Annotated in this window: 19 protein-coding genes; 9 read left to right on the top strand and 10 right to left on the bottom strand. The window is 57.7% G+C overall.

All coding sequences use genetic code 11. The features are described from left to right. Nucleotides 1-4 precede the first annotated feature (4 nt). Nucleotides 5-1,780, bottom strand: a complete 1,776-nt coding sequence (locus tag ACTG3T_RS07950) for a GspE/PulE family protein (RefSeq protein WP_439101731.1) — start codon at nt 1,778-1,780, stop codon at nt 5-7. A gap of 188 nt (nt 1,781-1,968) precedes the next feature. Between ACTG3T_RS07950 and ACTG3T_RS07955 the strand changes: the two genes are divergently transcribed. The 3 genes from ACTG3T_RS07955 to argA all read left to right on the top strand — a co-directional run bounded on the left by ACTG3T_RS07955 (nt 1,969) and on the right by argA (nt 5,344). Continuing rightward, nucleotides 1,969-2,643 carry a DUF47 family protein gene (locus ACTG3T_RS07955; protein ID WP_439101732.1) on the top strand — a complete coding sequence of 225 codons (675 nt, stop codon included), beginning with the start codon at nt 1,969-1,971 and terminating at the stop codon, nt 2,641-2,643. A gap of 28 nt (nt 2,644-2,671) precedes the next feature. Next, nucleotides 2,672-3,949 carry an inorganic phosphate transporter gene (locus ACTG3T_RS07960; protein ID WP_439101733.1) on the top strand — a complete coding sequence of 426 codons (1,278 nt, stop codon included), beginning with the start codon at nt 2,672-2,674 and terminating at the stop codon, nt 3,947-3,949. 78 nt (nt 3,950-4,027) lie between these two features. After that, nucleotides 4,028-5,344 (top strand): amino-acid N-acetyltransferase, encoded by a 1,317-nt coding sequence (gene argA / locus ACTG3T_RS07965; protein ID WP_439101734.1) that lies wholly within the window; start codon nt 4,028-4,030, stop codon nt 5,342-5,344. A gap of 40 nt (nt 5,345-5,384) precedes the next feature. On the opposite strand, the gene ACTG3T_RS07970 is transcribed toward argA, so the two are convergent. Together ACTG3T_RS07970 and ACTG3T_RS07975 are read right to left on the bottom strand one after the other, a co-directional pair. Then, nucleotides 5,385-6,254 (bottom strand): DUF6279 family lipoprotein, encoded by an 870-nt coding sequence (locus ACTG3T_RS07970; RefSeq protein ID WP_439101735.1) that lies wholly within the window; start codon nt 6,252-6,254, stop codon nt 5,385-5,387. Between the two features lie 7 nt (nt 6,255-6,261). Then, complete coding sequence (locus tag ACTG3T_RS07975; protein WP_439101736.1) at nt 6,262-6,702, bottom strand: VOC family protein; 441 nt, start codon at nt 6,700-6,702, stop codon at nt 6,262-6,264. A gap of 133 nt (nt 6,703-6,835) precedes the next feature. On the opposite strand from ACTG3T_RS07975, the gene ACTG3T_RS07980 reads away from it, so the two are divergent. After that, entirely contained in the window at nt 6,836-8,182 is a 1,347-nt protein-coding gene (locus ACTG3T_RS07980) for an alanine/glycine:cation symporter family protein (protein WP_439101737.1), read from the top strand. Between the two features lie 51 nt (nt 8,183-8,233). Here the strand turns inward: ACTG3T_RS07980 and leuA are convergent, their stop codons facing one another. Continuing rightward, nucleotides 8,234-9,919 (bottom strand): 2-isopropylmalate synthase, encoded by a 1,686-nt coding sequence (leuA, locus tag ACTG3T_RS07985; protein ID WP_439101738.1) that lies wholly within the window; start codon nt 9,917-9,919, stop codon nt 8,234-8,236. Nucleotides 9,920-10,294: 375 nt separating this feature from the next. Here leuA and ACTG3T_RS07990 point away from each other — a divergent pair, with 375 nt between their 5' ends. Next, a complete protein-coding gene (locus ACTG3T_RS07990) occupies nt 10,295-10,786 on the top strand; it encodes an Lrp/AsnC family transcriptional regulator (RefSeq protein ID WP_439101739.1) in 492 nt (163 codons plus the stop codon). 202 nt (nt 10,787-10,988) lie between these two features. Here the strand turns inward: ACTG3T_RS07990 and ACTG3T_RS07995 are convergent, their stop codons facing one another. Continuing rightward, entirely contained in the window at nt 10,989-11,375 is a 387-nt protein-coding gene (locus tag ACTG3T_RS07995; RefSeq protein ID WP_439101740.1) for a hypothetical protein, read from the bottom strand. A 133-nt stretch (nt 11,376-11,508) separates the two neighbouring features. On the opposite strand from ACTG3T_RS07995, the gene ACTG3T_RS08000 reads away from it, so the two are divergent. Beyond that, on the top strand, nt 11,509-12,522 hold the full coding sequence (locus tag ACTG3T_RS08000) for an LLM class flavin-dependent oxidoreductase (RefSeq protein WP_439101741.1): 1,014 nt from the start codon (nt 11,509-11,511) through the stop codon (nt 12,520-12,522). Here the strand turns inward: ACTG3T_RS08000 and ACTG3T_RS08005 are convergent. Beyond that, nucleotides 12,514-14,337, bottom strand: a complete 1,824-nt coding sequence (locus ACTG3T_RS08005) for a carboxylesterase/lipase family protein (RefSeq protein ID WP_439101742.1) — start codon at nt 14,335-14,337, stop codon at nt 12,514-12,516. The genes ACTG3T_RS08000 and ACTG3T_RS08005 overlap by 9 nt on opposite strands. Before the next feature lie 78 nt (nt 14,338-14,415). On the opposite strand from ACTG3T_RS08005, the gene ACTG3T_RS08010 reads away from it, so the two are divergent. Both ACTG3T_RS08010 and ACTG3T_RS08015 read left to right on the top strand, forming a co-directional pair. Next, nucleotides 14,416-15,705, top strand: coding sequence for a multidrug effflux MFS transporter (locus tag ACTG3T_RS08010; RefSeq protein ID WP_439101743.1), 1,290 nt, complete (start codon nt 14,416-14,418; stop codon nt 15,703-15,705). Beyond that, on the top strand, nt 15,702-16,322 hold the full coding sequence (locus tag ACTG3T_RS08015) for an NADPH-dependent FMN reductase (protein ID WP_439101744.1): 621 nt from the start codon (nt 15,702-15,704) through the stop codon (nt 16,320-16,322). Before ACTG3T_RS08010 ends, ACTG3T_RS08015 begins: the two co-directional genes overlap by 4 nt. Nucleotides 16,323-16,398: 76 nt before the next feature. On the opposite strand, the gene ACTG3T_RS08020 is transcribed toward ACTG3T_RS08015, so the two are convergent. The 3 genes from ACTG3T_RS08020 to ACTG3T_RS08030 all read right to left on the bottom strand — a co-directional run bounded on the left by ACTG3T_RS08020 (nt 16,399) and on the right by ACTG3T_RS08030 (nt 18,201). After that, nucleotides 16,399-17,055, bottom strand: coding sequence for a thiol:disulfide interchange protein DsbA/DsbL (locus ACTG3T_RS08020; RefSeq protein WP_439101745.1), 657 nt, complete (start codon nt 17,053-17,055; stop codon nt 16,399-16,401). 173 nt (nt 17,056-17,228) lie between these two features. Continuing rightward, nucleotides 17,229-17,870 (bottom strand): c-type cytochrome, encoded by a 642-nt coding sequence (locus ACTG3T_RS08025; RefSeq protein ID WP_439101746.1) that lies wholly within the window; start codon nt 17,868-17,870, stop codon nt 17,229-17,231. Between the two features lie 34 nt (nt 17,871-17,904). Further along, entirely contained in the window at nt 17,905-18,201 is a 297-nt protein-coding gene (locus ACTG3T_RS08030; RefSeq protein WP_439101747.1) for a c-type cytochrome, read from the bottom strand. Nucleotides 18,202-18,338: 137 nt separating this feature from the next. Here ACTG3T_RS08030 and yihA point away from each other — a divergent pair, with 137 nt between their 5' ends. Beyond that, nucleotides 18,339-19,031 (top strand): ribosome biogenesis GTP-binding protein YihA/YsxC, encoded by a 693-nt coding sequence (gene yihA, locus ACTG3T_RS08035; protein ID WP_439101748.1) that lies wholly within the window; start codon nt 18,339-18,341, stop codon nt 19,029-19,031. Between the two features lie 502 nt (nt 19,032-19,533). Here the strand turns inward: yihA and polA are convergent. After that, the gene (gene polA / locus ACTG3T_RS08040; RefSeq protein ID WP_439101749.1) at nt 19,534-22,260 is read right to left on the bottom strand and encodes a DNA polymerase I; all 2,727 of its coding nucleotides are present in this window, start codon (nt 22,258-22,260) and stop codon (nt 19,534-19,536) included. Nucleotides 22,261-22,267 lie beyond the last annotated feature (7 nt).

Consider the following 22,267-nt stretch of genomic DNA (forward strand, 5'->3'; position numbering starts at 1 on the left):
GAGCTTACTGACTTATGGCGGGGGCGACCCGCAGCACCTCTTCCACGGTGGTCTCACCGCGGGCAACACGGGCAGCGCCGCTGACACGGAGAGACTGCATCCCTTCACTGAAGGCGATGTTGCGAAGCCGCGCGGTATTGATATCCGTGACAATCTCCTCCTGCACCGCGGGGCTGTTCACCAGCACCTCATAGATGCCCCGCCGTCCGCGGTAGCCGGTATCGCGGCAGGTTTTGCAGCCTACGGCATCGTAGATATGCTCCGGCGCGGGAATATCAAAAGGTTGCACCAGTTGCCGCCAACCATCCTTATCCGCAGGTCTCGGGCGCTTGCAGTCGTCACAGAGGATACGCACCAGACGCTGGGACATTATGCCGCGCAAGGTAGCTTTGACCAGGTAGGCTGGAGCACCAAGCTCCAGCATGCGGGACACGGAGCTTGGAGAATCGTTGGTGTGCAGGGTTGAGAGCACGAGGTGGCCGGTTAGCGCTGCCTGAATGGCCATATTGGCGGTTTCGAGGTCCCGTATCTCGCCAATCATGATGATATCGGGATCCTGACGCATGAGCGTTCGCACCCCTGTGGAAAAATCCAGATCAATGCCGTGGTTAACCTGCATCTGGTTGAAGGCGCCCTCCACCATCTCGATGGGATCCTCAATGGTGCAGACGTTCACGGAGGATGTGGCGAGCTGGCGCAGCGTGGAGTAGAGCGTGGTGGTCTTACCCGACCCCGTGGGCCCGGTGACAAGAACAATACCGTTCCCCGTGCCGGTCATGGCATGCCATCGGGCGAGATCTTCATCAGCAAGGCCCAGTGCCTCAAAGCTTTTATGCAGCACTTCGGGGTCGAAAATACGCATGACCAGTTTTTCGCCGAAAGCTGTAGGAAGGGTCGAAAGGCGCAACTCTACCTCGGCACCTCCGGGGCTGCGGGTTTTGAGTCGCCCATCCTGGGGGCGGCGTTTTTCAGCGACATCCATGCGGCCAAGAATTTTGATGCGGCTGGTTACCGCGGCGCAGACCTGCTCGGGGAGCTCGTACACCGTATTAAGGACACCGTCGATACGGAAACGCACGTTGCCCACGTTGCGGCGGGGTTCGATGTGAATGTCACTGGCGCGCTGCTCAAACGCGTATTGCAACAACCAGTCCACGATACTGACAATGTGCTGGTCGTTGGCATCGGGCTCACGCATGGAGCCCAGCTCCAGCATCTGCTCCAGGTTACCAATGTTCCCTGAGGTGCCGCCTTTTCCCGCGGCCCGGGCGCCGCGCACAGACCCGGCCATGGTGTAAAACTCGGCGGTGTAACGCAGTAGATCCCGGGGATCGGCCAGTACACGGCGAATCTGTTTGCGCACCACCTGCTCGAGGTTTCCCTGCCAGGCGCGCTCAAAAGGCTCAGCGCTGGCAATCACCACCTCCTCGTCGGTAACCTCCACCGCGAGGATCCGGTGCCGTTCCGCAAAAGCTCGCGACATCACCTCGGAGACTTCAGCGACGTTCACCTTCAGGGGGTCAATGTCGACCACCGCCTGGCCACAACGATTGCTCAGCCAGTTAAGGAGAGCTGTCATATCGAGGGTTTGACCCGGGTTTTCCAGGTCCTGCATTTTTTGTTCGGCCAGAAAGACCAGAGGATGAATCGCGCCGGGGGAGAGGCCCTGCAAACGACGCAGATCGCCCGCAGCAATACGACCGTCCGTAAGCAGCCCTTCGAGTAAAGCCTTCAGCGTCAGCTTGCCCTCTGCAGGCTCACTGTTTTGCGGCTTAAGCATGGGAAAAACCCCTGTTTTCACGGCTATTAGCGCAGACGCATGTTATCACAGCATGGGGACGACACCCTCGACCTGGCCCACATAAAGCCCTACAGATAATAGGGTTATATTTCATAATTCGAGACAAGACAGATGGCGCAAACAGGCTCTATACTCCGCGACTTCCCGAGACTAGAGATGGCGCTTGCATGACAAGTCCTTTGGGCAAGCTATTTGGCAGGTCTCCGATCCGGCCGATCCAGGAGCATATGCAACTCGCGCAGGAGACCGTGCAGCTGCTTTGTGAGCTCCTCGCGGCGAGCGGCGACCAAGACTGGACGCGCGTTGCGGAGATTCACAGCGTGATTGACAGTACCACCGCCGACGCGCGCAAACTCCGACGGGAAATTCGCCAGCATCTCCCCCGGGGGCTGCTTCTGGCCATGCCCCGTCCAGACCTTCTTGAACTCCTGGATATCCAGAACCGCATTACGGTCTGTGTCCGTGAAATCGCCCGACCCGTGGCTTTACGGGGTATGCAGTTTCCCAAGCCGCTCCAGACTATTCTGGATAAGCACTGCAGCCTGCTTGCGGCAACTGTAGGCGAGGCGCTCACCGCAATCCGGGAACTTGATGAGCTGATTACCGAAGGCTTTGGCAAGCGGGAGCGCAAGATCATGGAGAAAATGCTGGCCTCCCTGGAGCGGCAGGTACGGCGCTGCGACGCGCAACAACAACGCCTGGTTCGCCAGCTGGGCAAAAGCGAAGACAGCTTTCCGGTCCTGGATGCGGTTTTTTATTACCAGATCGCCACAGCGCTTGCGCAATTGGCAGACGCCTGTGGAGAAGTAGGCGAGCAACTTGAACTGCTTTTGGCACGCTAGCCTGAATTAACGCAACGGATATTCGACCTTGGAAATTATTGCTGCCTACGGCCCCCAGTTCCTGGGTCTTGCCTGTATCGCCGGGTTCTTCATGGCCTGGGGCATTGGTGCCAATGATGTAGCCAATGCCATGGGGACCTCCGTCGGCTCCGGGGCGCTTACCATCCGTCAGGCGATAATGATCGCTATTATCTTCGAGTTCCTCGGCGCCTATCTCGCCGGTGGGGAGGTCACAGAAACCATTCGCAAGGGCATTATCGATCCCGGTCTCCTTGAGGGATCTCCCGAACTCTTGGTCTACGGCATGATGTCGGCGCTTTTCGCCGCCGGCACCTGGCTGCTCATTGCCAGCGTCCGGGGCTGGCCGGTCTCCACCACCCACTCTATTGTGGGTGCCATTGTGGGCTTTGCCGCGGTGGGCATCTCCGTAGAGTCCGTGAACTGGAGCCAGGTGGGCACTATTGCCATGAGCTGGGTGATTTCCCCGGTACTGGCCGGCAGCATTTCCTTCGCGCTGTTTATGAGCGTCAAAGTCCTGATTCTCGATAACGACGATCCTTTCCTGCGCGCCAAGCGGCTTATCCCGTTCTACATGTGGATCGTGGGATTCATGATCACCATGGTGACGCTGTTAAAGGGTCTGAAGCATCTCGGTCTGGAGCTGGACTTCGGTCTGGGATCAAAATTTGCCAATGCCATGCCCCTTTCTTTCGGCATCGGTCTGATTGTGGCGATGTTTGGTGCCATGCTTATGCGAAGAATCAAGTTTGAAGCCAATGAGGACAACCGCTTTGCCAGCGTGGAGCGGGTCTTTGGTGTCCTGATGATGTTCACGGCCTGCGCCATGGCCTTTGCCCATGGCTCCAACGACGTGGCGAATGCCATCGGCCCGTTGGCAGCGGTCACCAGCATCGTCCAGTCCGGGGGCGCGGTAAACGCCACCTCGGTGATGCCCGGGTGGATCCTCCTCATTGGAGCCCTGGGTATCGTGGCCGGCCTGACCACCTACGGCTGGAAGGTCATCGCCACCGTCGGCAATAAAATCACCGAGCTGACGCCCTCGCGGGGCTTTGCGGCCACGCTTGCCGCCGCGTCCACGGTGGTTTTTGCCTCGGCAACGGGCCTGCCCATTTCCACTACCCATACCCTTGTGGGCGCAGTGCTAGGAGTGGGTCTGGCACGGGGTATTGCAGCAATTGACCTGCGGGTTATCGGTTCTATTTTCCTGAGCTGGCTCATCACACTCCCTGCCGGGGCAATATTGGCTATCATCTTTTTCTTTACCCTGCGCGGTATCTTTGGCTGAGCCTCTTTCTGCTACACCTGTCTCCGCTAAACCTGGCCCCCCTACACCTCTGGCGCTCAGGCGCTGTAAGCTACCGTCATGACTGACTCACTGAATTCACCGATTGCCTGGTTTCGCAACACCGCGCCTTACATCAACAGGCACCGCGGTTCGACCTTCGTCATTGTTATTCCCGGAGCGGTACAGGAAAGAGGAGCCTTGCCCCGCATCCTCCAGGACCTTGCGCTGCTAAACAGCCTGGGTGTGCGCCTGGTGCTGGTGTTTGGCAGCCGACCGCAGATTAATCGCAGGCTCAAGGAACGCGGCATAGAAACCCGGCTGCACCGCGGCCAGCGGATCACCGATGCCGAGACCTTGCCCCATGTGCTTCAGGTCGTCGGTGCACAGCGCATTGAGCTGGAAGCCCTACTGTCACTCAGCCTGCCCAACTCCCCCATGCAGGACGCGAAGCTTCGCGCCGTATCGGGAAACTTTGTGACGGCCCAGCCCCTGGGCGTAGTTGATGGTGTCGATCATCATCTGACGGGGCGAGTGCGGCGCATTGATAGCGAGGGCATGGAATCGCTGCTGCAAAACGGCAGTCTGGTCCTGCTCTCATCTGTGGGCTATTCGCCCACGGGCGAGGCATTCAACCTGTCCCTGGGTGACGTAGCGATCAGCACCGCACGGGATCTGGCCGCCGACAAGCTCATCATTCTTGGGAGCACCTCGGGCGTGCATGACAGTGGCGGCGCACTCATCAAACAGATTGCCGTGGATCAGCAGGCGGTGGCCGACCCCGACAATGAAGAAGAGGCACGGCTGCTGCGCATCGCCTGCGATGCCTGTCGGGCCGGCGTTCCCCGAAGCCATATTGTGAGTTTTCAGGACCCGGAGGCCTTGCTGGGTGAACTTTTCACGACAGACGGCAGCGGCACCCTGGTCGCCCGCCGCCCCTATGAGCAGTCGCGCTGGGCAAGCATTCAGGATGTAGGAGGCGTACTGGATCTCATCACACCGCTGGAGGCTTCGGGCGTATTACTGAAACGCTCCCGGGACCTCCTGGAAGCGGAGATCGGACGCTTTCGCATACTCGAGCGCGACGGTCGCACCATCGCCTGTGCAGCACTTTATCCCTTTGCAGAACAACAGAGTGCCGAGCTGGCCTGCATCGTCGCCCATCCCGACTACCGCGGTGAGCAGAGAGCACGCAGGCTTTTACAGGAACTGAAAGAAGAAGCACTTTCTCAGGGACTGAAGGAAGTGTTTGTTTTAACGACCCAGACCGCGCACTGGTTTCTGGAGCAGGGCTTTGAAGAGGGTTCTCTGGACAGTTTGCCCCCCACGCGAAAGGCCCTCTATAACCTGCAGCGCAACTCCAAGGTGTTTTTCAAGACGCTCTCAACACACGTCTAGAGCATGCAGTCTTCAAGCGGAACAGGCACCAGCGGAACTGTCAGTCCTGACTTTTCGCCTGGCTGACAAGCAGTTCAAAGTCTTCAATGAAGTCAGCGATCTTCTTACGCAAACGCTCATCCTGTTTGTCGCTCCTACTGTTAACCACATCGACAATCGCCAGCTGCACAATGCTTCTGTTGTGGTCATAGAGCGCCTGAACATCGGGATCCAGGCTGTCTTCCCAAGTCCGAACAATAGTAGTCACGCGCTGTTGCCAGCCGGGCTCCCGTTCAAGCTCCCGTGCCAGCGCAGCCATCCAGGCTTCACGCTCACCGAGCCAGACCTCGTCTGAGCGCAACAGCTCATCGGCTGCGAACCGGAGCCGGTCTGATTGGGCATCATTTAACCGCCCCAGGTAATCTTCAAGGGTCTCTTCCAGATTCTCAAAAGCATCCTCGCGCATTTCCTCATCATCACGATCGAGGTATTTACGCTCGTATTTTTCCTGCTTCTTCTCCATGGCCTCCATGAATTCGCCGATTTGCTCGTCACTGAGACTCGCACCCAGTGCAAGCAGCTGTTCCAGCGCCGGATCCCGGAGTCGAAACCAGGCTTCCTCAGCTCGATCCGAATAGCTCTCCAGGGTTGCCACCGTGACCGTCGAGTCCAAATCCCGGTCAACGGTGTCCAGAAACTCCACGTAGCGCGGCAGTTCCTCCCGCCGATGCCAGTCCAGGAACGCCTCAAGCTGACCATCAAACTCCCGGGACTGGCTGCGCGTGAGGTCCACGTAGCGTCCCAAATACCAGGACAAAGCGATGTCGAGGCGGTTGTACACAAAGGTGGTGCTACTACAGGCTGTGACCAGCAACAGGCAGGCTCCCAGCAGAAGCCGGCGCAACGCAGAACGCTGTGCTTTACGTGCCACGCTTTGCCTACTCGTAGTCAAAGCCTTCGGTCGCAAAAAGCATCTCAGGATTGCGAAAGCATTTGAACTCCAGATGATTGCCCGCGGGATCGCGAACAAAGCAGGTGCGCTGCTCCCCCTGACGACCGGCAAAGCGGGTAGTGGGTGCGATGGCGTAGTCCACGCCGGCGGACTTCAGGCGACTTTGGAGGGCGTCCCAGTCATCCCAGTCCAGCACCACGCCAAAATGACTGGCCGGCACGGCTTCGCCGTCGACAGGGTTACGCGCCACCGGCGGCATCTCCTCGCTGGCTACCTTATGAACAACGAGCTGATGACCGTAAAAGTCATAGTCGATCCAGCGGGGCGAGGAACGGCCCCGAGGACAACTTAAAACGCCACCATAAAAGGTTTCGGCGGCATCCAGGTCGTCCACGGGAAGCGCCAGATGGAATGCTGTGCTTGGCATAGTACCTCCAGAATAAGAACGATTATCTAAAGTTTATGGCAGAAAGAATCATAGCGGACCTTTTGGCGAGGGGAAGCGGCAACTTGCATTTGGCCTGTGCTAATGTGCTGCGTTTGCTGACATTGGCCACAACATGCCCGCTCTAGAAGAAATCTCCCAGCGATTCGTCGATGCGGTGTGGGGTACCCCTCTCGTCGCACTGCTCCTTGGGGGCGGCATTTTCTTTCTTTTTTACTCCCGGGCGCTGCCCTATCGGCATTTCGGTCACGCCATCGGCATCATGCTGGGTCGCCATGACACCCCCGGCGAAGCAGGGGAGCTCTCCCACGGTCAGGCGCTGGCCGCCGCACTGTCCGGCACCATGGGCCTTGGCAACATAGCCGGTGTGTCTCTGGCGATCGTCGCAGGAGGCCCCGGCGCCGTTTTCTGGATGTGGATTTCGGCGCTGGTCGGCGTCGCCACCAAGTTCTTTACCTGCTCACTCGGCGTGATGTACCGCGGCGAAGACAGCATGGGCAAACTCCAGGGCGGTCCCATGTACATTATTCGGGAGGCACTGCCCAAACAGTTTTATCCCCTGGCGATTTTGTTTGCCGTAGCAGGGCTCGTGGGAACGCTGCCACTTTTCCAGGCCAACCAGCTCACGGCGCTGGTGGGAGACACGGTGTTCAGCGGCAATATGCCTGGCTGGGGTGGTCCCACCATTGGTATCTGCATTGCCTGTTTGGTGGCCGGGGTTATCTTTGGGGGGCTTCCCCGCGTTGCGAAAGTCGCGGTCGCCGTACTTCCCAGCATGGTGGTGGTCTACATGTTGATGACCTTCTACGTGATCATCAGCAACGCCGGCCAGGTGCCCGCGGTGTTTGCCAGCATTGTCACCGAAGCGTTTACACCGCAGGCGGCGGGGGGCGGATTTATCGGCACCCTCTTGATCGGCATCAGCAGGGGCGCGTTCTCTAACGAAGCGGGTGTGGGCACAGAGGTCATGGCTCACGGTGCGGCCCGCACCAACGAACCGATTCGCGAAGGCCTGGTGGCAATGCTCGGGCCAGTGATCGATACGCTGCTGGTGTGCACGTGCACGGCGCTGGTCATTCTGCTCACGGGTCAGTGGCAGGTACCGGGAGAGCTCTCCGGTATTACCCTGACTGCTAACGCCTTTGTGGGTGAGATGGGGCATTTTGGTTTGATACCCCTGGCATTTGTCACGCTGATTCTCAGCACCACCACCATGTTTACCGGCTGGTACTACGGCGCAAAATGCTTCGGGTTTTTATTCGGTGCAGAGCTTCAGCATCATTTTCGCTGGGTATTCGTAGGGACGGTGATCGTCGGGGCCAGTGTCAGCATCGACATGGTTTTTAATATTATTTCCGGCGCCTACGGGCTTATGGCCATACCCACCATGGTGAGCACGCTGGTACTTGCCCCGAGGGTAATGGCCGCAGCCCGGGAGTACTTCGCTCGTCATCCCTACTGATGCGAGCGCTTACTTACCTCCCTTCGCTACTAAAGCTGGCCGCGGTTTAGATTAAGCGGCTGCGCTGCTCATATCTGTCAGGGCGGGAGAACGGCTCAAGGCACCCAGGATAGCGAGTAGAGACGCCTGGACGATGTCGTGGCTGCGTCCCACACCGCAGCTGCGATCCCCTTCGATGTTGAGCTGGATGTAGCACACCGCTTCTGCATCGGCGCTCTGGGACAGGGCGTGTTCGCTGTACTCCACCAGCACAATGGACTTGCCTACGAAACGCTCCAGCGCATCCACAAAGGCCGCCACCACGCCGTTGCCAGTGCCCGTTAGCTGACGCGATTGCGCGCCGTCCTGAATGGTGAGTTCCAGATTATCAACGCCGTCGGCGCGACGAAGCTGATAGTCGTTAAGACGCCAGCGTGGTGCATCGGGAAGATAGGTCTCCTGGAACAAGCTGTAGATTGCCCCGGAGCCCACCTCTCCCTCGGTGTCTTCGGCGTAGGCCTGTACCGTGGCACTGAAGTCGATCTGCAACCACCGTGGCATGTCATAGCCGTGATCCGCGTGCATGACATAAGCCACACCACCCTTACCGGACTGACTGTTGATACGGATGACTTCCTGATAAGAGCGACCGATGTCAGCGGGGTCGATGGGCAGATAGGCCACTTCCCAGGGTCGGCTTTCATCGCCTTCCCGTTGCGCCAGACATTTTTTGATGGCGTCCTGATGGCTCCCGGAGAAGGCCGTGAACACCAGTTCTCCCGCGTAGGGGTGACGGGGATGCACCGGCAACTGTGTGCAGGCTTTTACCGTCTCAATAATCTCATCCATACCCGCCAGGTTCAGTTCCGGGTCCACTCCCTGGCTGTAGAGGTTCATGGCCATGGTAATGACGTCCATGTTGCCCGTGCGCTCACCGTTACCCATGAGCGTGCCCTCAATGCGGTCCGCGCCGGCCATAACTCCCAACTCGGCGGCGGCTACCGCGCAGCCCCGGTCGTTGTGAGTATGCAAAGACAGAACAATGCTGTCCCGCCGTGCGACGTGATCACCAAACCATTCGATCTGATCCGCGTAGACGTTGGGCGTACTCATCTCCACCGTCGCCGGCAGATTGATGATGCATTTCTTTTCCGGCGTGGGCTGCCAGACGCTGGTGACTGCGTCGCACACCTCTACCGCGTAATCCAGCTCCGTACCGGTGAAACTCTCCGGGGAGTATTCAAAGGTCCAGTCGGTATCCGGATAGCGACTCGCATAGTCTTTTACCAGGCGGGCACCGTTTTCGGCGATAGCTTTGATGCCCTCACGATCCAGGCCAAAAACCTGCTCACGCTGCACCGTAGAGGTGGAGTTGTACACGTGAACGATCGCCCGGGGTACGCCCTCAAGGGACTCAAAGGTCCGGGCAATCAATTCTTCACGGGCCTGGGTAAGTACCTGAATGGTGACATCGTCAGGAATACGGTTGTTCTCAATGAGATTGCGCACAAAAGCGAAGTCGTGGCCCGAGGCCGACGGGAAGCCAACCTCAATCTCTTTGAAGCCCAGCTTTACCAGAAGCTCCCACATACGCAGCTTCTGATCCGCCGTCATGGGCTCTATAAGCGCCTGGTTGCCATCGCGGAGATCGACGCTACACCAGCCTGGTGCGCGGCGAATCTGGCGATCGGGCCAGCGACGGGACGTCATGGGGACCGGGGCAAAGGCGGGGTATCGGCGGTGATCAAAGCGATTCATGTTCAATTCCAAACTGATTTGAAGCTGGGGCCGGTATTTTACCAGCGCCGGGCGGGTAACCGCCCACGCTGTGCCGACCGAAGGGCCAAGGGCCTGAAAAGTGTTGCAACCACAGGAACCCAGGGTAATGAGTGAGGTGGAGGCTGGCGACGTTGCCCGGCAGGCGTACCTTGTGAGTGTTGCCGACGCTGACAGAGAGATAGCTCGAAAGCGGCGGGGCAACGCGTGTACCAGAGCGCAAAGTATAAGCGGGATCGCGTAGAGAATTGCTGCAAAATACAGCGCCAAAAGGCACCTTTATAGGGATTATCTCTTTTTATTTATAAATATGTAGGTAATATCTTCTATTATTTGCTTTTATTTGGAGGCCTTGCCTTGCCTACTCCCGAACTCGACCGCCTGGATCGACGCATTCTCCAGCACCTCCAGGCCGATGCACGCATCAGCAACCTGGACCTGGCCGCAGCCATAGGCCTGTCGCCAACTCCCTGTGCCCGACGCGTCAAACGCCTGGAGGAATCGGGGCTCATACGAGGCCATGTCACCCTTCTTGATCAGCAGCAGCTGGGCCTGACCCTGACCGCATTTATCAGTATCAGCATGGACCGCCATACGCCGGACCGCTTCGATGCCTTTGAAGAAGCCGTCAGCGACTATCCTGAGGTGGTGGAATGTAATGTGGTGACGGGCCAGAACTCGGACTACCTGGTGCAGGCAGTGGTGCCCGATATGATCTATTACGAACGTTTTTTGCTGGGCAAGCTAACGCGGATTCCCGGTGTGACCGGCGTACACTCAAGCTTTGTTCTGCGCCGGGTGGTGCAGCGCACGGCATTACCCCTTGCGCACACGGCTCGGGAGGCTTAGCGCTAGTTCAGCGCGCGCGGGGACCCGCGAAAAACCAAATCACAACACCAAGGACGGGCAATCCAAAAAAACCGCTAACTTCAATACCCACTTGATTCACTCCTTTTTAAATTGATAAACGCTGTCGAGAGCGATCTCGGCCCCTACTAACAAACAATCAAGCGCCTGCAATGGTCTAATTATGACATGCGTCCAAGGGGTCTTAAGGCGCGACCGCAGTCTTGGGCTCAATCATCAAGTAAGTCGATTCACGATCCCCTACATTCAGCGCCTCATGCCAGGGGATGCCCTCAGGATTCGAAAACATATAAGCGTCGGGAATTTCCATTGTGCGCGTGCCATCGGCGTCCGTTATCGCCATGGTTCCACCGCTAATGACGTAACCGACATGCGGAGGGTGATAATGACGTTCATGGCCCACACCGGGAGGAAAGCTGCAGCGTAAAACCCGGAGACTGGCATCTTCGTGCAACTTCTCGCAAACAGGGTCTCCGTTCCAGCCCGCTGCGAGGGGATCAGGGAGGTCCTCTGCACTGGCACTAACGCAAGAGACCACAAATCCTAGCGCGAGCATCACGTATTGCCGCATGGTTTTAGTCTCCTGAGATTGCTATTACGGTCCATTGTACCCATTGAAGTCAGCTACCAAACTCAGTCGCTTTACTGTCTGAACTTAGCGACGCAAATTTGTGTATGTGGTTTCACCAACCTAGACTGCCCCCATGACTAAACTCTCAGTACTCGACCTTGCGAACATCGGCGAGGGCTTTACTCCCGCAGACGCCCTTGCCAATGCCCTCGACCTGGCACAGCACGCCGAGGCAGCGGGCTATCGTCGTTTTTGGCTTGCAGAGCACCACAACTTTGACGGCATTGCCAGCGCCGCCACCGCGGTGTGCATTGGCCACGTCGCCGCCGGCACCAGCACTATCCGCGTAGGTGCAGGCGGCGTGATGCTGCCCAATCACTCACCGCTGGTAATTGCTGAACAGTTCGGCACCCTGGCGACACTGTATCCCGACCGCATCGACCTCGGACTGGGCCGCGCGCCGGGTACCGACCAGCACACCATGCGCGCAATGCGTCGCAGTGCGGACATATCGGATCAGTTTCCTCAGGACGTGATGGAGTTACAGGCCTTACTAGGCCCACCGCAGGAAGGCCAGACCCTGCATGCCATTCCCGGCGAAAACACCAACGTTCCGCTGTGGATCCTCGGGTCCAGCCTCTTTGGCGCGCAGCTTGCCGCCATGCTGGGACTGCCCTATGCCTTTGCATCGCATTTCGCACCGCAGGCGCTGCACCAGGCGATAAAGATCTACCGCGAGCGCTTCGAGCCGTCAGCACAGCTTACCAAGCCCCACGTGATGGTCAGCTGCAACGCCATTGTTGCTGACACCGAGGCAGAAGCGAAACGACTGTTCACCTCATCACAGCAGACCTTCACTCGCATGGTTCGCGGCGGTCGAGGCAAGCTGCCACCGCCTATCGACGATATAGAGACCTACTGGTCGGCTGCGGAAAAAGCACAGGTATCGTCAATGCTCGCCTGCTCCTTTTATGGGTCCCACGAGACGATTCGCAAAAAAATCCAACCGTTGATCGACGACACGAGCGCTGACGAACTCATGGTCTCGGCGGCAGTGTGGGATCACAAGGCTCGGGTGCGTTCCTTCGAGCTGCTTGCTCATGCGATGGGTCAAGGGGCCGAAGAAACGGTGCTTAAGTCAGCGTGACGAGCCGGCTAAAGGCCATGATGGAATTTCGCCGCAACCCAGATCCTGATACTCCCGGGTGACAAACTGTTCACTTAGGCCATTGTTATCTAAAAACAGATCCACGTAGAGCGCACAGCGCAAGCGGTCCGAAAGAGCGCCCTCTTTCGCAAGGCGCTGCTTTACTTCCTCTACCGTCACGGTAATGGTCTGGGAGCGCACGCCCCCATCTTCCGCGGCATCCAACAGCATCAGGTTGGGCTGCTCACTACTCCAGGACGGCCAGGCAGGCTGCGCCGAGCTGCGACCGCTGCCCGGCCGGCCGTTGTAGGCAAAACCCGCCCAGTAATCACGCATGGCGAGTCCCAGGTCTTCGCGCTGCGCAAGATTGCCTGCATAAAAAATTCCAGGCACCACGCGACTGATTAGCGGGCCAAACAAAAAATCCAGCTCCAGGGCATGGGTCGCCCCAAGAAGCTCCGGCAGATTCACAAGCCAGTTTTTTTGCATACTGTCCCAGTCAAAACGATAGGCATAAATAGGAGCATCCGGACTGCTTTCGCTAATGAGCGACAGCGGCAGGTCCACGCCCGTCGCCTTCCAGGCATCGCTGTGATATCGGTTAAGCAACTCATAACGAGCGGGGTCGTCTACGGTGGGAATAACGCCCAATAAATTGGAAGTATGGTTACCGGAAAGGGCAAGGAACAGCTTCATCTCATCCCGGTTTCCACCGATCATCAGTGGCATCCGGTTCCAGCGCTGGGGATTGCTGAGTACCTCTGTGAGGGGATCCTCAGGCAAAACGACGCCGTCACGAAACAGTGCCGGTGCGCGGTACATACCCGCGGATGTATAGAGCGGTGCCAGGACTTGATCGATCCTGAGGCGCCGGAAATACGTGGCCAGCTCAGCCGCAGACATTTGATCCAGAAGTACCGTCTCATTCGATTCATCCTCGTCCTGCAGCCAGGCACGAGCTAAAGCGTGGGAACCATTGGGGTGACCGGGCTGAGGATCATCCGGGGGATTTTCGGCGCGGGTGCGGGTGAAAGTCCCGGGGAATCCACTTTGAATAATGGCCCCCTGAAAGAGATCCTTGGCCATGGGGGAGGCCAGCAGGCCAAAGATATTGCGACCGCCGGCGGATTCGCCAAAGACTGTGACTCGCGATGGGTCGCCACCGAAGTTTTCGATATTGTTTTTTACCCAGGTAAGCGCCGCAATCATATCCAGCAACGCGAAGTTCCCCGACGCGTCCTCAGCCGTAGCACCTTCGCGCAGCGCCGCGTGACTGAACCAACCGAGAGGCCCCAGGCGGTAATTCAGGGTAACCATCACCACCCCCTGCTCCTGAACAAATCCAGAGGACTCGTAGGGAACCGCTGAACCGATGGTGTTGCCACCGCCGTGAATAAAGACCATCACCGGTAAGGCGGCATTCTCGCCAATACCTCCCGGGACAAATACGTTGAGTGAAAGGCAGTCCTCGCTGCCGATGAGGGTGCCCGGGTCTGCGGTGGATGCTGACAAACGACTGGCAAACTGCGGACATACATCGCCAAAGGCAAGGGTCTCGCGAGGGCGTGCCCAGGACTGTACGGGCGCCGGAGCGCGCCAGCGACGCTCACCGACCGGTGCCGCGGCATAGGGTATACCCAGCCACACCTGCGCTCCCGGCTCGCTGATTCCGCCCAGTACCGGCCCGGATCCTGTATCCCTGAGCGTGCTGTCATCTGCTACTACGGTAAGCGGGCCATCTCCCCTTTCCTGCCGGCCCATAAACAGCCCGGCCACTATAAGCAGCAAACCTGTAATCAGTACTAACCAACGCATGTGCTGGCCCCCCTTTTCGCTACTTTACCGCTAGCGGGCCCGGCGTAGAACAGTTGCACAGCAAATGCGGCACGCGCAGTGGAGAAGAGACCGGCCGCGGTGGTGTACCATTGCGCGCCCATGGCCAACACCTCTCACAGTCTTAGCCTTGCTCCTGACTCCAAGGCAACGCTGATGTTTCTCGCAGCGCTTGTCGCCCTGGGCCCGCTCAGCGTTGATATGTATCTTCCAGCGATGCCTGCCATGCAAAAGGCATTCGATACCGACATCGTGCACATGCACTTTACCCTCAGCGCCTACCTCTGGGGATTTGCGCTGTTTCACCTCGCCTGCGGCCCCCTGGCAGATCGCTTTGGACGCAAGCCGGTGCTTATTGCGGGCACAGGACTATTTGTTTTGGCTTCCGCTGGCTGCGCGCTGGCAGACAGCGTGGAGGAACTCACCACCTATCGCTTTGTACAGGGAATCGGCGCCTGTGTGGGTCCTACCCTGGCCCGCACGATTACACGAGATGTTTTTGGGCCAAAAGGTGCTGCCAGGGCATTGTCACTGATCGCCATGCTCATGGCCCTTGCCCCTGCAATAGCCCCGGGGCTTGGGGGGCTTATGCTGCGATATGTGGATTGGCCTGCAGTGTTTGTTTTCCTGGGTGTTTATGGCGCGGTTGTATTGCTCATCATCGGCCTTCGCATTCCTGAAACTCTGCCAGAACCCCAGAGCCTGCGCCCGGGGAATATTGCTGCCAACTACCTGATCCTATTGAGAGACCCGGTGTTTTTGCCTATCGCTGCGGCCAGCGCACTGGTGTACGCAGGTCTCATGGCCTATCTCGCCTGTTCAGGTTTTGTCTTTATCGACATGTTGGGTGTGCCCGTAGAGTATTTCGGCTTAATCTTTCTGAGCTCGGTATTCGGCTACATGGGCGGCAGTGCGGTGAGCGCGCGTCTTGCCGCCCGATACGCGACGTCTGAGTTATTGCTGGGCGGCGGTTTGCTCGCCACTGTCTCCGTGCTGTGCATGCTCCCCCTGCATCTGCTGGCAACAACATCCATACTGGCGCTCATCATTCCCATGAGCTTCTACGCTGCGGCCCTGGGCCTGGTGCTGCCTCAGGCCATGGCCATGGCCATGGAACACTTCCCTAAAATCGCTGCTACCAATTCATCGCTCTTCGGTTTTCTGCAAATGGGTCTGTCTGCAGTGATCACGGGAGCGGTGGGCAGCGTATTAGTGTCATCACCACTGCCAATGATTGTCACCATGGCAGTGACGCAGATGCTCGCGCTGCTTTTAATCCTTTACGGCAGAGCGCAAAGCAAAAAGCATTACCCCATTCACCATTTATCCACGGAGCCCGACGCACCATGAAAATTGGCATTATCAGTGGCAGTCACCGCAACGACTCACAGAGTGAAAAGATCGCTCGCTATGCAATGGGCAAACTTGAGAAGCAGGGCCTCTGCGACGAGACCTATCTCTTCTCCCTGGCAGACAATCCCCTGCCATTCTGGGATGAGGGGCTTTGGAATGGCGATCCAAAATGGGAAGAGGCTATTGGAGAGCTCCGCGACGAGCTCAAGAGCTGCGATGGCTTTATTGTGGTCACGCCCGAGTGGCACGGCATGGTGCCCTCAGGCCTGAAGAACCTTTTTCTGATGTTTCCCGGCTCCGGCGAGCTGGCTCATAAGCCCGCTCTGATCGTTGCGGTTTCCGGCGGCGCGGGAGGTGGGGCTTATCCCGTTGCCGAGCTGCGTATGAGCAGCTACAAAAACAGCCGCATCTGCTATTTGCCCGAACATCTCATCGTGCGTAATGCCGGCAAGGTGTTTAACGAAGACAGCGCTGAAAATGATGACGAGCAACATGACTACCTGGATGCGCGGCTCAACTACTGTCTCGAGATGCTCGGCGAGTACACAAAAGCCTTTCAGCAAATCAGGGCCAGCGGCAAGACATCACTGGAGCAGTACACCAACGGCATGTGATGAGACTGCGGAAGTTGCGCCAAGCGCAAAAACGCCCCGCCACGGAAAGCGGCGGGGCGTACTCTCATTCAGGTAATCAGGACCCGGAACTTGCCATCTGCAGGGCGCGTTCTTTCTCGATGAGAAAATCAGCGATCTTGAGCATGTTTGCCTGACCGCCGGCCTTTCGCGTGCTGATGCGATACTTACCCGCCACCATCAATTCAGGCGTACCGGTGATTTTCGCGGCGCGGGCCCGCGCGTTTGCCTGTCGGGCCTGGCTTCCCACGCCGAAAGAGTTATAGGCCTTTGAAAAGTCTTCACGGGACACACCATTTGCGGCAAACAGGTCAGCGAGCTCATCTTCGTCGGCCAAACGCTTGCGATCGACATTGATCGCCTGAAACAGCGGCATGTGCATCTTGTCCAACACACCCAGCGCTTCTGCTGCGTAAAACGCCTTTGCGTGGATTTCCATGAGGCCATTCCACATCGCCGGAGAGCCTTTTACGACAACATCATCCGCCAATCCTTTTTTCCATTGAGACAGCTGAGGCTCGAAGTTGTAGCAATGGCCACAGCCGTACCAGAAAAACTCCGTAACCTCGATCTTGTCAGAACTACCGCGGATAGCCGGAGAAATGACATCGTAATGTTCCCCCGCCACATAGTTGTCGTCTTGTGCCTGGGCTGACAGAGTCGCCAGCTGCATGGCAAGCATCGCAACGGCAGCAAAGCAAATACGCTTGAACATAATGTTCTCCAGAATTGTCTTGGGATTGAATATTGGGACAGGCATCCTAACGAAAAGTTCGCCTTTTGGGCACAGCCCGGGATCCTGCCTCTGGTTCACAGCAACGCCACTATCAACGAAAAACGGCCCGCAGTGCGGGCCGTCCAGACGTCTATTGCGCGGACTCGCCTGCGTTAGTTAAGCCCGGACACGTATGCCGCGACCGCTTCAATTTCCATATCGGAAAGGCCAAAGGCGTTGCTGCGCATGATCTTGGTATCTCCGCCGGTTACCCGTCCCGCGGGATCCTCGTAACCTTTACGGTACGCCTTGAGTTGAGTAGCCACATAATCGGCATGCTGCCCACCCAGCGCCGGGAAGCCCGCGGGTGCGTTACCGGCACCTCGCGCGCCATGACATGCAATACACGCCGCCACGTTACGCTCTGCAACGCCAGCTCGGTAAACCTTTTCACCCAAAGCAACGAGCTCCGGATCGGCTTTCTCGACACCACGGGGCTGACTGTCAAAGTATGCGGCAATGTCCGCAAGATCCTGATCAGACATGTTGTCGACCTGGCCGGCCATCTGGGCTACCGGACGTACACCATCGCGAATGTACTGCGTTTGCTTCAGCAAGTACTTTTCGCCCAGTCCGGCAAGCTTGGGAAACATGGCGACCGCACTGTTTCCGTCAGCGCCATGACAGGCACCACAGGCCACGGCTTTTTGCTCGCCGGCGACCGGGTCACCCTTGAGAATTTCAGCGGCCTGAACAGTCACTGTGCTTACGGCTGCGCCAAAAATGAACGCTCTAAGAACAAGCAGCTTTTTCATAATTTCAGAATCCCTACTCTCTATTACCGACTGCTTATTCAGCCGGTGCAGACATGTACTTGATCAGTTCCATGTACTCGTCGTCAGAACAGTCAAAGCACATACCCATGGGAGGCATTGCATTGAGACCGTTCTTTACGGACGCCATCAGTGCATCCATGCCTTTGGCCAGACGAGGCTCCCAGGCCGATGCATCACCTGTTTTTGGGGCCCCGGCTACACCGGCAGCGTGGCAGACGGAGCAGCTTTTACCGTACTTTTCCATATTCGGCTCTGCCTGAGCAGCCATAGACAATACCGCTACCGCAGCGGCCAGGATGACTTTCTTCACGGTACACACCTCCCAGTGGTCAAAGTTGGCGTTCCTCGCGCGGCCTCAACATCGGGTCAAGAGCCGGATCAAATTAGTGCGAGAGACGCCCCATAATTCATGCCCCTCTTTACAAAGGGCGCGCTATTATACTCAAGATGGATACCCCAACAAATCATCACGAAGAGCCTCTTGCCGAAGCCCCCCCCGGTAAACCGGCGTATCGCAAGGCATCATTCCTCACCAGTGCCGCCAAAGTAAGCCAGTGTCCTGAGGATGCTGGCTGGGAAGTGGCCTTCGCGGGACGCTCAAACGCCGGTAAAAGCAGTGCCATAAACAGCCTGACGCAAAACCATAAGCTCGCGCGCACCTCCAAAACACCGGGTCGGACTCAGCTCATCAACTTTTTTACCGTCGGCGAGCAGCAACGCATTGTCGACCTGCCAGGCTACGGATATGCCAAAGTACCGCAAAAACTCAAGCAGGACTGGACCAGGCAGATGGAAGCCTACCTTCAGGAGCGGCAGAGCCTGCGGGGTCTTATCCTGCTATCTGACTGCCGCCACCCCCTGCAGCCCTTCGACCAGCAAATGCTGAGCTGGGCCGCGGAAGCCGATATGCCCGTCCACATGCTCCTCACCAAGTGTGACAAGCTGTCCAAAGGCGCAGGGAAGCAGACCCTTCTCAAAGTCAGGAACAACGTCGCCCATCTCGGTGAGCTGGTCACCTGCCAGCTGTTTTCGGCGCTGAAACACCAGGGACACGGGGAGCTTATCGCTACGCTCGATAAGTGGCTCACGGATACCTCGGTGTATGAAGACGATCCTGACGACGAAGTCGAAGCTTCCTAGACCGACCCGAATGCTCTCCTACGTAAACGTTCCGCGAACCATCGTGTGGTGGCGTTCACTTCCCGAAAAGACTTGGGTGATCGGTGCGTGAACGCCACCACACGCTGATTCGCTGGCGTTGTGCCCAGCGAGCAAGCGCGGGAGTGTTTCGCGAAGCGTAGAAGCGACAGCAGCGAGCGGGGCACTGCCGCGATTGCTCGCGGTTTGTCTCGCACGCAGTGAGCGAGCGCGTGGCCGTGGCGCGAAGCGTAAAAGCGCAAGCAGCGAGCGACGCGGCCACGTGATCGCTCACGACCTGTAAATGACGGGCTGTCTGGAATTGCGGGCAAAAAAAGGCCCGGTTGCAAAACGAGGAGAAAAGCAACCGGGCAGTCAGGGTCTCAAGGGGTTTGAACACTGGAAACCATGCTAACCAGCGTTCCGAAACAATGCACTTCACTTCATTGTCACGATAAGTTTGAGGGCGGTCAGAGGAAGAAGTTCCAAAGCGAGTGAAAAAAATTTAATGGGCTTCATCCCAGTTGGCACCGCGGCCCACTTCGACGAGTAGAGGGACCGCGAGTTCTGCGGCTGCTGACATTTGCTTGCACAACTCATCACAGACCGGATCGAGCTGGCCCTCTGCAACCTCTAGCACCAATTCGTCGTGAACTTGCATGATCATCCGTGCATCGACGCTATCGTCGGCGATCCACTGATCAACGGTGATCATGGCTCTTTTAATGATATCTGCCGCCGTGCCCTGCATGGGCGCATTGATGGCGGTTCTTTCCGCCGCCTGCTGGCGGTTTTTGTTGCGCACGTTGATTTCCGGCAGATACAGACGTCGGCCGAAGAGTGTTTCTACGTAGCCCTGCTCGTGGGCAAGCGCTCGGGTATTATCCATATACTCCCGCACACCTGGATAGCGCTCGAAATACACGTCGATATAACGCTGGGCCTCGCCGCGATCCAGGCGTAACTGCCGGGCAAGACCGAAAGCTGACATGCCGTAAATCAAGCCAAAATTAATTGCCTTGGCTTTCCGTCGCTGCTCACTGGACACCGCGTCCAGCGACACGCCAAAGACCTCCGCGGCAGTAGCACTGTGGACGTCCAGGTTTTCCCTGAATGCCTCAAGGAGACCTGCGTCTTTGGACAGATGAGCCATGATACGCAGCTCAATCTGCGAATAATCTGCCGCCACCACACGGTAACCCTCAGCGGCAATAAACGCCTGACGAATACGCCGGCCTTCTTCAGTGCGAATGGGTATGTTTTGTAAGTTGGGATCTGAAGACGACAGACGTCCCGTGGCTGTCACAGCCTGATGATAGGAGGTGTGAATCCGCCCGGTGCGTGGATTTATCATGCCCGGCAGCTTGTCCGTGTAGGTGGACTTGAGCTTGGACAGACCCCGGTGCTCGATAAGCAACTTGGGCAGGGGGTAGTCCAGCGCCAATTCCTGCAGCACCTCCTCGGCGGTGGAAGGCGCCCCCTTGGGTGTCTTTTTGATGACGGGAAGCTCCAGCTTCTCAAAAAGTATCTGACCCAACTGCTTGGGCGACCCGAGATTAAATACCTGGCCAGCCAGATTGTGGGCCTCTTCTTCCAGTGCCTGAAGGCGCCCTCCCAACTCACGGCTCTGCTCCCACAAACGCTCCTCATCCAGCAGCGCGCCGGTTCGCTCCATGCGCGAGAGCACTGGCACCAGGGGCAGTTCAATGTCAGAGAAAACGCTCACCAGGCCCGCAGATTCCTGCAGTTTGGGCCAGAGGGTTTCGTGAAGCGCGAGAGTGACCTCGGCATCTTCCGCAGCATAGGGCGCCGCCTGGTCGATGCCCACCTGATCGAAGGTGATCTGCTTCGCTCCCTTGCCCGCCACCTCTTCAAAATGGGTGGTACTGCGACCGAGGTACTTTAGCGCAAGGCTGTCCATATCGTGACGCGTACCCGTGGAGTCCAGCACGTAGGACTCGAGCATGGTGTCAAAGGCAATGCCCTGCATGTTGATATCGTAGCGCGCCAACACACTGGCGTCGTACTTCAGGTTCTGGCCGAGCTTGGGTTTTGCAGGGTCTTCCAGCAGGGGTTTTAATGCCGCCAGAATCGCAGCACGATCAAGTTGCGCCGGCGCACCGGGATAGCTGTGAGCGAGGGGCACATAGGCCGCCTCTCCGCGCTCCACGGCAAAGGAGAGTCCGACGATATCTGCTTCCATGTAGTTGAGGCTGGTTGTTTCAGTATCGAAGGCAAAGAGCGGAGCCTTTGACAAGCGCGCCAGCCAATCATCAAACGTTGCCTGGTCCAATACGGTTACATAGTTTTGTTCGCGGGTATCGGTCTCCAGCGCTACGTCACTGTCACCAGACGCGGCGGTCTCAAGCTCATCGATCCAGCCTTTAAATTCAAGTTCGCGATACAACTCCAGCAGCGCAGTGTTGTCCGGCGCACCATTTTCAAGATCTGCATAAACCAGCGGGAGCTCCAAATCAGTAGCAATCGTCGCGAGCTTGTAAGACAGATAGGCGTTGTCCCGCTCTTTCTCCAGCTTGGCTGCCATGGTTTTGGCGCCACGAAAAGCCAGGGTTTGCACTTCATCGAGAGCGTCGTAAATCTGGTCCAGACCGCCGAGACCCTGGAGCAGACCGAGGGCAGTTTTTTCTCCCACACCGGGCACACCGGGAATGTTGTCCACCTTGTCACCCATGAGCGCGAGAAGATCGATAATCAGCTCCGGGGGAATGCCGAATTTGTCCACCACGCCCTGGGGATCCATAAGCGTGTCATTCATGGTGTTCACCAGCGTGACCCGGTCGTTGACCAGCTGGGCCATGTCCTTGTCGCCGGTGGAGACAATCACCGGACAGCCAGCCTCACTCGCTTCCCTGGCGAGAGTCCCGATAACGTCATCCGCCTCGACACCCGGCTCACAGAGAAGGGGCAAACCCATGCCCCGCACAATGGCGTGGATGGGTTCAATCTGCTCCCGAAGGTCATCGGGCATGGGCGGCCGATTAGCCTTGTACTGAGGATAGATATCATCGCGGAAGGTTTTGCCCTTTGCGTCAAAGACCACAGCAATGGTGCTCTGCGGGTAGTCTTTTTGCAGGCGGCGAATCATATTGATAACGCCTTTGACCGCGCCGGTAGCCGCGCCTTTGGAGTTCGTAAGGGGCGGGAGGGCGTGATAGGCACGATAGAGGTAAGAGGACCCGTCAACCAGGATCAAAGGCTTCTTGTCGCTCATATCGTTT

Source organism: Congregibacter sp., from assembly GCF_965660375.1.
Classification (GTDB): Bacteria; Pseudomonadota; Gammaproteobacteria; order Pseudomonadales; family Halieaceae; genus Congregibacter.

What these genes read in the sequence shown, in the direction of transcription:
- ACTG3T_RS07995 (WP_439101740.1), bottom strand. Translation starts at nt 11,375, where the DNA reads ATGCGGCAATACGTGATGCTCGCGCTAGGATTTGTGGTCTCTTGCGTT.
- ACTG3T_RS07950 (WP_439101731.1), bottom strand. Translation starts at nt 1,780, where the DNA reads ATGCTTAAGCCGCAAAACAGTGAGCCTGCAGAGGGCAAGCTGACGCTG.
- ACTG3T_RS07955 (WP_439101732.1), top strand. Translation starts at nt 1,969, where the DNA reads ATGACAAGTCCTTTGGGCAAGCTATTTGGCAGGTCTCCGATCCGGCCG.
- ACTG3T_RS08025 (WP_439101746.1), bottom strand. Translation starts at nt 17,870, where the DNA reads ATGAAAAAGCTGCTTGTTCTTAGAGCGTTCATTTTTGGCGCAGCCGTA.
- ACTG3T_RS07980 (WP_439101737.1), top strand. Translation starts at nt 6,836, where the DNA reads ATGCCCGCTCTAGAAGAAATCTCCCAGCGATTCGTCGATGCGGTGTGG.
- ACTG3T_RS08000 (WP_439101741.1), top strand. Translation starts at nt 11,509, where the DNA reads ATGACTAAACTCTCAGTACTCGACCTTGCGAACATCGGCGAGGGCTTT.
- ACTG3T_RS07975 (WP_439101736.1), bottom strand. Translation starts at nt 6,702, where the DNA reads ATGCCAAGCACAGCATTCCATCTGGCGCTTCCCGTGGACGACCTGGAT.
- polA (WP_439101749.1), bottom strand. Translation starts at nt 22,260, where the DNA reads ATGAGCGACAAGAAGCCTTTGATCCTGGTTGACGGGTCCTCTTACCTC.
- argA (WP_439101734.1), top strand. Translation starts at nt 4,028, where the DNA reads ATGACTGACTCACTGAATTCACCGATTGCCTGGTTTCGCAACACCGCG.
- ACTG3T_RS08005 (WP_439101742.1), bottom strand. Translation starts at nt 14,337, where the DNA reads ATGCGTTGGTTAGTACTGATTACAGGTTTGCTGCTTATAGTGGCCGGG.
- ACTG3T_RS08020 (WP_439101745.1), bottom strand. Translation starts at nt 17,055, where the DNA reads ATGTTCAAGCGTATTTGCTTTGCTGCCGTTGCGATGCTTGCCATGCAG.
- leuA (WP_439101738.1), bottom strand. Translation starts at nt 9,919, where the DNA reads ATGAATCGCTTTGATCACCGCCGATACCCCGCCTTTGCCCCGGTCCCC.
- ACTG3T_RS08015 (WP_439101744.1), top strand. Translation starts at nt 15,702, where the DNA reads ATGAAAATTGGCATTATCAGTGGCAGTCACCGCAACGACTCACAGAGT.
- yihA (WP_439101748.1), top strand. Translation starts at nt 18,339, where the DNA reads ATGGATACCCCAACAAATCATCACGAAGAGCCTCTTGCCGAAGCCCCC.